Origin of the sequence: Cellulomonas jepli (genome assembly GCF_047229345.1) — a bacterium.
Classification (GTDB): domain Bacteria; phylum Actinomycetota; class Actinomycetes; order Actinomycetales; family Cellulomonadaceae; genus Cellulomonas_A.
Genome location: NZ_JBFTER010000157.1, coordinates 1 through 6,972 on the forward strand (window position 1 = coordinate 1; position 6,972 = coordinate 6,972).

Genomic DNA, 6,972 nt, shown 5'->3' on the forward strand with positions numbered 1-6,972 from the left:
TATACTAGACAGCCCCGGCCCCCGCCACCCCGCCGTCGGCCGCGACCGCCACGCCGGACGGCGCGACCGCCACGCCGGACGGCGCGACCGCCACGCCGGACGGCGCGACCGCCACGCCGAGCAGCGCCGGCGTCTGACCGGGCGAGGACGGCTCCGGGCGCGTGACCGCGCACCCGGAGCCGTCTAGCCTTCGCGGCATGGAGCTGCGCTGGGAGGAGTCCCGCGAGGCGTTCGCGGACGCCGCGGACTGGTTCGTGCGGACGGTCGGGCAGGTGGGTGACCGCTGGGGCGAGCCCGGCCTGGGGGAGTGGGACGTGCGCGCGCTCGTCGGGCACACGAGCCGCTCGTTCCTCACCGTCGAGGAGTACCTCGCGAAGCCGGCGGAGGCCGTCGAGGTCGAGTCGGCCGTCGCGTACTACCGGGTCACGCGGGAGATCGCCGCCGGGCCGGGGGTCGCGGACCGCGGGCGCGCCGCGGGGACGGCTCTCGGCGACGACCCCGCGTCGGCGGTCGGGGAGATCGCCGCCCGGGTCGGTGCGCTCGTCCGCAGGTGCGACGGCACCGAGCTGCTCACGTCGATCGCGGGCGGGATGCGGCTCGCCGACTACCTCCCGACCCGGACCTTCGAGCTCACCGTGCACACCACCGACCTCGCCGCGGCGCTCGGCGTGCCCGCCGACGTGCCCGCGTCCGCCGCGCGCCAGACCCTGGGCCTGGTGACGGCGCTCGCGGTCGAGGACGGGGCCGCCGCTCCGCTGCTCCTCGCGACGACGGGCCGGGGCCCGCTCCCGCCGGGGTTCTCGGTGGTCTGACCGTCCGTGTCGAGAACCCGCGGCCGGCTCCGTCCTGGGGGTGACGGTGCCACGCTGGGCACCACGACGAGGAGAGGGTGACGACATGACCCGGTACCTGCTGGCGGTCAACTTCCAGGCCGGCGCCGACGAGACGCCGATGTCCGAGTGGACCCCCGAGGAGATCGCGGCCCACCTGGAGCACTACCGCCTCCTCAACGAGGAGCTCGTCGCGAACGGCGAGCTCGTGGAGGCCACGATCCTCACGGGGCCGGACCTCGCGAAGATCGTGACGTCGGACGGGCGGCGCGCGCCGGTCGTGACGGACGGGCCGTTCCAGGAGTTCAAGGAGTGGGTCGCGGGCTACCAGATCGTCGACGTCGCGTCGGAGGAGCGGGCGATCGAGATCGCCGCACGCGTCTCGGCGGTGCCCGGGCAGGGCGGGCGTCCGACGCAGCAGCCCGTCCACGTCCGGCAGGTCATGGACGAGGGACCGTCGGGCGTCGACGAGATGCGGGCCTTCCTCGAGACGGCCGGCGGCGATCGCTGAACCTGGCCCCGGACGTCGAGGACCTGCTGCGCGCGCTCGCGCCGCAGGTCCTCGGCGTGCTCGCCCGCCGCAGCCACGACTTCGACGCCGCCGAGGACGCGGTGCAGGAGGCGCTCCTGGCGGCGGCGACGCACTGGCCGCGCGACGGGGTCCCGGACAACCCGCGCGGGTGGCTGCTGCAGGTGGCGACGCGCCGGCTCGTCGACCACGTGCGCGCCGAGGCGTCGCGCCGCCGTCGGGAGCTCCTCGCCGCGCAGCACGAGCCCGCCGGCGCCCGGCCGAGCGGCGAGGACGACACCCTCACGGTGCTGCTGCTGTGCTGCCACCCGTCCCTGACCCCCGCATCGGCCATCGCGCTGACGCTGCGTGCGGTCGGCGGGCTGACGACGGCCGAGGTCGCGCACGCGTTCGGCGTCCCCGAGGCGACGATGGCGCAGCGCATCAGCCGCGCGAAGCAGACGGTCCGGGCAGCGGGCGCGACGTTCGCGATACCGGCGTCCGACGCGCTGCCGGAGCGCCTGCGCAGCGTGCTGCACGTGCTCTACCTCGTCTTCAACGAGGGGTACACGACGACCCGCGGCGCGGACCTGCACCGTGTCGAGCTGAGCGACGAGGCGATCCGTCTCGCGCGGCTCGTCCACCGGGCCAGGCCGGGTGACGGTGAGGCGGCCGGGCTCCTCGCCCTCATGCTCCTCGTCGACGCACGGCGGCCCGCGCGGACCGACGACGCGGGCGACCCGGTGCCGCTGCCGCTGCAGGACCGGTCACGGTGGGACGCGGCGGCGGTCGAGGAGGGGCTCGCACTGCTGGACCGGGCACTGCGCCTCGGGCCGGCCGGCGAGTACGCGCTCCAGGCGGCGGTCGCGGCGGAGCACGACCGGGCGCCGAGCGCGGACGCGACGGACTGGCCGCGGATCCTCGCTCTCTACGGCGCCCTCGAGCGGCTCACGGGCAACCCGGTCGTCACGCTCAACCGGGCCGTCGCGGCGGCGATGGTCGACGGTCCGCAGGCCGGGCTCGCGCTGCTCGCGGGCCTCGACGACCGGCTCCCGTCGACCCACCGGCTCGACGCCGTCCGCGGGTACCTGCACGAGCTCGCCGGGGACGCCGCGTCGGCGCTCCCGCACTACCGGCGCGCCGCGGCGCTCGCGACGAACCTGCCGGAGCAGCGCCACCTCACGGCGAAGGTCGCGGAGCTCGGGCGCGCGACCGGGGCGGGCGAGGGCGGCGCGCGGGGCCCGCGGTAGGGGACGACGTGCTCGGGCGAGACGGTGGCCGCTCGTCCCCGGTGGCCGGCTGACGGCCGGTGGGTGCCTGCGCGCGGTGCGCCCCGGTGCCGACGGGCCCGAGGCGCACCGCTGCGGCTCAGGCCTTCGTGCGTGCGGGCAGGCAGAAGAGCGCGCCGCTGCCGTTCGCGTAGCCGGCGAAGTTGATCGTGTTGCGCGTCTGCGGGCCGAACGAGCCGTCGGCCGCGATGCCGTGGTGGCGCTGGACGTTGACGAGCGCGGCGCGGGTCGCGGGGCCGAAGGAGCCGTCGACGGCGATGCCCTGGCCGTAGCAGTTCCGCAGCGCGTCCTGCAGCAGCTGCACGGCGTAGTTGCGCGAGCCCGACTGCAGGTAGCAGCTGCGCACGATCGTGGACCCGCTCACGTAGGCCGGGACGCCGAGGTTGCCCTCGCGGATGTCGTGGTTGTTGCACTGCGCGAGGGCGGCGCTCGCGGAGGTCGCGGTGGCCACGCCTCCCCCGAGGAGGGCGGTGACGGCGAGGAGCGCGGTGGCGGTGCGGCGGAGCTGGTGCACGGAAATGACCCCCATTGGTCTGGCGTGAGGACGCCGGGACCCCGGCGTCGCAGACTTTCTACCACGGCGTACGCGCGCTTTTGGGGTGTTTCGTGCACCCGATTTGACCGACATTGTGACTTCGGGTCACAACAGTGTTTGCCGGGCCGGGCCCTCCGCCCGGGTGGTGGCAGGTGCGCCGTGCCGGCCCGGCGGCCTCACCGCGCCGCGTGCCGCTCCAGGAACGCGTACACCTCGGCGTCGTCCACTCCCGGGAAGGTGCCCTGGGGGAGCGGGGCGAGCACCTGCGCGTGCAGCTTCGCGGACGGCCAGGACGCCGAGCGCCACCGGCGGCTCAGCTCGGCGTCGGGCCGCCGGCAGCACGACGGGTCGGGGCAGCGCGACTGCGTGCGCAGCGCGGTGTCCCGGCCGCGGAACCAGGACGCGTGCGCGAACGGGACGCCGACGGTGATCGAGAACTCGCCGGACTCCGACGCTCCGGTCTGCGAGGTGCACCAGTACGTGCCCTGCGGCGTGTCGGTGTACTGGTGGTACTCGGTCGTGCGGTCGCGGCGCATGAGCGACCCGCGCGCGGCCCAGCGCCGGCACACGGGCTGGCCCTCGATCGCGCCGGTCGGGTCGGTCGGGAACGTGATGCCGTCGTTCTCGTACCCGCGGGTCAGCGCGCCGTCGTCGCCCACGCGCAGGAAGTGCACGGGCAGCCCGAGCTCGCTCGTCGCGAGGTTCGTGAACCGGTGCGCCGCGGCCTCGTGCGTGACGCCGAACGCGTCGCGGAAGTCCTCGATCGCGAGGTCCTTGGCGCGCTTGGCGGCGCCCAGGAACTCGAGCGCGGCGCTGCGTGGCATGAGGCACGACGCGGCGAAGTAGTTGATCTCCATGCGCTGCCGCAGGAAGTCGGCGTAGGAGACCGGCCGGTCGTGGCCGAGGACCCGGTGCCCGATCGCCTGGAGCGCGAGCGAGCGCAGCCCGTGACCGCCGGGGATCGACGCGGGCGGCAGGTAGATGCGTCCGCTCGCGAGGTCGGTCACGGTGCGGGTCGAGTGCGGCAGGTCGTCGACGTGCAGGATCTGGAAGCCGAGCTGCTCGGCCATGCGTGCGACGGCCCGGTGCGTGAGGGCACCGACGGTGTACCCCGCCCTGCGGGCCAGGTCCTCGCCGACGCGCTCGATCTCGGGCAGGTGGTTGTCGCGCTCCTGCATCCACAGCCGCAGCTCGGTGTTGGCGCGGCGGGCCTCCTCGGGCGTCGCGATCGACTCGCTCTCGCGGCGGGCGAGCTCGGCGTGCAGCCCGACGAGGGCCTCGAGCGCCTCGACGGGCATGCCGCGGCTCGGGCGGACGGACGGCAGGCCGAGGCCGGAGTACAGGTGCGAGCGCTGCGCGCGGTCGAGGGCGATCTCGAGCGCGGCGCGCCGGCTCGGCGGCTCGGGGGCCAGGAGCTCGGCGACCTCGACGTGCAGCGCGGTCGCCAGTGCCTGCAGGAGCGAGAGGCGGGGCTCGCGGTGGCCGTTCTCGACGAGCGAGAGCTGGCTCGGGGCGGCGCCGGTCGCCTGCGCGAGCTGGTCGAGCGTGAGGCCCCGGCTCGTGCGGAAGTGCCGGATCCGGCGGCCGAGCGTCAGGAGGTCGCTGCCCGCGGACCGCCGGCGGGCCGGGGCGGCGGGGTCCGCGCCGGGGGCTCCTGGGGGCAGCGGACGGTCCTCGGCGGTCGGTCCCACGTCGTCGGGGGTCATGGCTTGACGGTAACGAAAGATCTGCAGTTCTTGACAGTCCCCAGGCGGCGAAACTCGGCGGGGCCAGGTCCAGGGTGGAAGGGAGGTCGTCGCCGTCGCCGCCCGCCCAGCCGTCCGCACCGCCCGAGCCACCCGCAGCAGGAGGTCCCGCCCATGACCGTCATCGACCGCCCCGACGCCCGAACCGCCGTCCGCCCCGACACCCGCCCGGCCGGTGCCACGGCAGCCCGCGGTCGCCTGGCCGACGTCACCGCTCCGACGACGCACTGGCGGCTGCGCGCCTGGGTGCAGCGGATCGCCGACCTCACCGAGCCCGACGACGTCGTCTGGGTCGACGGGTCCGCCGAGCAGAAGCAGCGGCTCGTCGACGGGATGGTCGCGGCCGGCACCCTGGTCCCGCTGAACCCCGAGCTGCGCCCGGACAGCTACCTCGCGCGCTCGGACCCCGACGACGTCGCGCGCGTCGAGGACCGCACGTTCATCTGCTCGCTGCGCGAGGAGGACGCGGGCCCGACGAACAACTGGCGCCAGCCCACCGCGATGCGCGCCGAGCTGCGCGGAGCGTTCGCCGGGTCGATGCGCGGCCGCACGATGTACGTCGTCCCGTTCTCGATGGGCCCGCTCGGCGGACCGATCTCCCAGCTCGGCGTCCAGGTCACCGACTCGCCGTACGTCGTCGTCAGCATGCAGGTCATGACGCGCGTCGGCACCCCGGTCCTCGACCTGCTCGGCGCCGACGGCGACTTCGTGCCCGCGATCCACTCGGTCGGGGCGCCGCTCGTGGGCCGCGACGGCGAGCGCGTGGCGGACGTGCCGTGGCCGTGCAACCGGACGAAGTACATCTCGCACTTCCCCGAGACGCGCGAGATCTGGTCGTTCGGCTCCGGGTACGGCGGCAACGCGCTGCTCGGCAAGAAGTGCTTCGCCCTGCGCATCGCCTCGGTCATGGCACGCGACGAGGGCTGGCTCGCCGAGCACATGCTGATCCTGCGCGTGACCGACCCCGCGCAGCGCGTCTTCCACGTCGCCGCCGCGTTCCCCTCGGCGTGCGGCAAGACGAACCTCGCGATGCTGCGCCCGACGCTGCCCGGCTGGACGGTCGAGACCATCGGCGACGACATCGCGTGGATGCGCCCCGGCGGCTCCGGCACCGACGGGCGGCTGCGCGCGATCAACCCCGAGGCCGGGTTCTTCGGCGTCGCCCCCGGCACCGGTCCCGCGACCAACCCGACGGCGATCGAGACGCTGCGCTCCGACGTGATCTTCACGAACGTCGCGCTGACCGACGACGGCGACGTGTGGTGGGAGGGCCTGACCGACACCCCGCCCGCCCACCTGACCGACTGGCGCGGGAACGACTGGACGCCGGAGCACGGCACGACCGCCGCGCACCCGAACTCGCGGTTCACCGTCGCCGCCGACCGCTGCCCGACCATCGCCGACGACTGGGACTCGCCCGCGGGCGTCCCGATCGACGCGATCCTGTTCGGCGGCCGGCGGGCGAGCAACGTCCCGCTCGTCGCGCAGGCGCGGGACTGGGCGCACGGGGTGTTCATGGGCGCGACGATCTCCTCGGAGCAGACCGCCGCCGCCGAGGGCACCGTCGGGGCGCTGCGCCGCGACCCGTTCGCGATGCTGCCGTTCTGCGGCTACAACATGGCCGACCACTGGGGCCACTGGCTCCGGCTCGGCGCCGAGCTCGAGGCGCGCGGCGTGCCGCTCCCGGCCGTCTTCCAGGTCAACTGGTTCCGCAAGGGGGAGGACGGCCGGTGGCTGTGGCCCGGCTTCGGGGAGAACTCCCGCGTGCTCGCGTGGGTGCTCGGTCGGGTCGCGGGCGACCACGCGGACGCCGCCGGCGTCGTCGACTCCCCGGTGGGGCTGCTGCCCGCCGCGGGCGCCGACCCGGCCGTGACCCCCGGCGCGCTCGACCTCCGGGGGCTCGACGTGCCGGCCGAGGACCTCGGTGAGCTGTTCCGCGTCGACGCCGCCTCGTGGCTCGCCGAGTGCGACCTGACCGAGGAGTTCTTCGCCCGGTTCGGCACGCACCTGCCCGAGCGGCTCACCGAGGAGCTCGCGACGCTGCGCGCGCGGCTCGGCACGGTCT

At 75.3% G+C, this 6,972-nt stretch carries 6 protein-coding genes; 4 read left to right on the forward strand and 2 right to left on the reverse strand.

Annotated features, from left to right (window positions below):
- Positions 1–197: 197 nt before the first annotated feature.
- From AB6N24_RS22165 to AB6N24_RS22175, 3 genes are all read left to right on the forward strand, one after another.
- Positions 198–812 carry a maleylpyruvate isomerase N-terminal domain-containing protein gene (locus tag AB6N24_RS22165; protein WP_412871525.1) on the forward strand — a complete coding sequence of 205 codons (615 nt, stop codon included), beginning with the start codon at positions 198–200 and terminating at the stop codon, positions 810–812.
- Positions 813–897: 85 nt separating this feature from the next.
- Positions 898–1,341, forward strand: a complete 444-nt coding sequence (locus AB6N24_RS22170; RefSeq protein WP_412871526.1) for a YciI family protein — start codon at positions 898–900, stop codon at positions 1,339–1,341.
- A gap of 56 nt (positions 1,342–1,397) precedes the next feature.
- Positions 1,398–2,588, forward strand: a complete 1,191-nt coding sequence (locus tag AB6N24_RS22175; RefSeq protein WP_412871527.1) for an RNA polymerase sigma factor — start codon at positions 1,398–1,400, stop codon at positions 2,586–2,588.
- Positions 2,589–2,706: 118 nt separating this feature from the next.
- Here AB6N24_RS22175 and AB6N24_RS22180 read toward each other — a convergent pair whose 3' ends face one another.
- Both AB6N24_RS22180 and AB6N24_RS22185 read right to left on the reverse strand, forming a co-directional pair.
- The gene (locus tag AB6N24_RS22180; RefSeq protein ID WP_412871528.1) at positions 2,707–3,141 is read right to left on the reverse strand and encodes a peptidoglycan-binding domain-containing protein; all 435 of its coding nucleotides are present in this window, start codon (positions 3,139–3,141) and stop codon (positions 2,707–2,709) included.
- A 197-nt stretch (positions 3,142–3,338) separates the two neighbouring features.
- Positions 3,339–4,868, reverse strand: coding sequence for a helix-turn-helix domain-containing protein (locus AB6N24_RS22185; protein ID WP_412871529.1), 1,530 nt, complete (start codon positions 4,866–4,868; stop codon positions 3,339–3,341).
- Positions 4,869–5,021: 153 nt separating this feature from the next.
- Between AB6N24_RS22185 and AB6N24_RS22190 the strand changes: the two genes are divergently transcribed.
- Positions 5,022–6,972: phosphoenolpyruvate carboxykinase (GTP) (locus AB6N24_RS22190; protein ID WP_412871530.1), on the forward strand; the 1,951-nt coding region annotated here is incomplete at its 3' end.